The organism is Egibacteraceae bacterium, from assembly GCA_040905805.1.
GTDB lineage: Bacteria > Actinomycetota > Nitriliruptoria > Euzebyales > Egibacteraceae > DATLGH01.
In genome coordinates this window covers 1-1,110 of record JBBDQS010000065.1, presented here as the reverse complement: position 1 = coordinate 1,110, position 1,110 = coordinate 1, and the positions used below count along the sequence as shown (strand labels likewise).

At 72.8% G+C, this 1,110-nt stretch carries 1 protein-coding gene; it reads left to right on the top strand.

Annotated elements, in window-relative coordinates:
- Window positions 1-1,060: SCO6880 family protein (locus WD250_07440; GenBank protein ID MEX2620036.1), on the top strand; the 1,060-nt coding region annotated here is incomplete at its 5' end.
- Between the last annotated feature and the right edge of the window lie 50 nt (window positions 1,061-1,110).

Here is a 1,110-nt window from a genome sequence, read left to right as displayed (position 1 = left end):
CCGGCTGGTCGCGATCGTGGAGGTGTCGGGTCAGGATCTGCTGTTCTGCGACCCGGGTGAGCAGCAGGCCCGGTTCGCCGGATGGGGTGGACTGCTCGACCACGTCGGCCAGTCACTGACCGAGCTGTGCCGCCTGCAGCTGGTGCACCTGTGTCGCCCAGCCAGCAGCGGGCAACCCCGACGGTGGCATCAGCAGCATGGCGGCCGGGGCGACGAGGCCACCGCCGCCTCCTACCGGCAGCTGCTCGACGTCGCGGACGGTGCCGGGCAGCAGCATCGACTGCTGCTCGCCATCGCGCTTGACCGCGCGGCCGCCCGCCGAGCGGTCCGCCAGGCAGGTGGGGGGCGTGACGGTGCGGCCACGGTGCTGCTTGACCGGGCAGCCATGATTGAGGAGGCCCTGACTGGTGCCGGCATCGAGGTGCACGGGTGGCTGCCCGCCCGGCAGGTCGCCGCGGTGCTGCGCGCCGGGTTCGACCCGTCGGCTTTTCACCTGCTCGACAGCCGCGGTGACGACATCAACACCGGTGCGGGCTGTGATCCGTCGGTGGCCGGACCGGCGGCGATGGCCGAGTCCTGGACCTCGCTCAAGCTCGACGCCGGATGGGCCGCCACCTGTCAGGTCGCGGGGCCGCCGTCGCGGCCGGTGACCGGCGAGTTCCTCCAGCATCTGCTGATCGGTGTGCCGGCCGCCCGACGGATGTCGCTGCTGTATGTCCCCACCCCTGCCCAGACCGCCGAACGCCGCGCCCAGACCGAGCAGGTCACCGCCGAGTCCGAACAGGCGTTACGGATGCGGTGGGGGTTCGCGGCCTCGGCCCGCCACCGCCGCACCCTCGGCGATGCCGCCCAACGCGAAGCCGACCTGGTCGATGGCCGGGCGGTGTTCCGCCTGGTGTGGACCATCACCCTTACCGCTCCGACGCTCGCCGAGCTGGACGCGGCCGTGGGCCAGGCCGAAGCGGGCGCCCGACGCTGCGGGCTCGAGCTCCGCCGTCTGGTCGGCACGCAACGTCAGGCCGCAGCATTCACGTTGCCGCTGTGTCGAGGGGCACGCTGATGGGGCGCCGCACCAGACGGCTGCGTCGCGTGGCCACCACCGGCAAACAC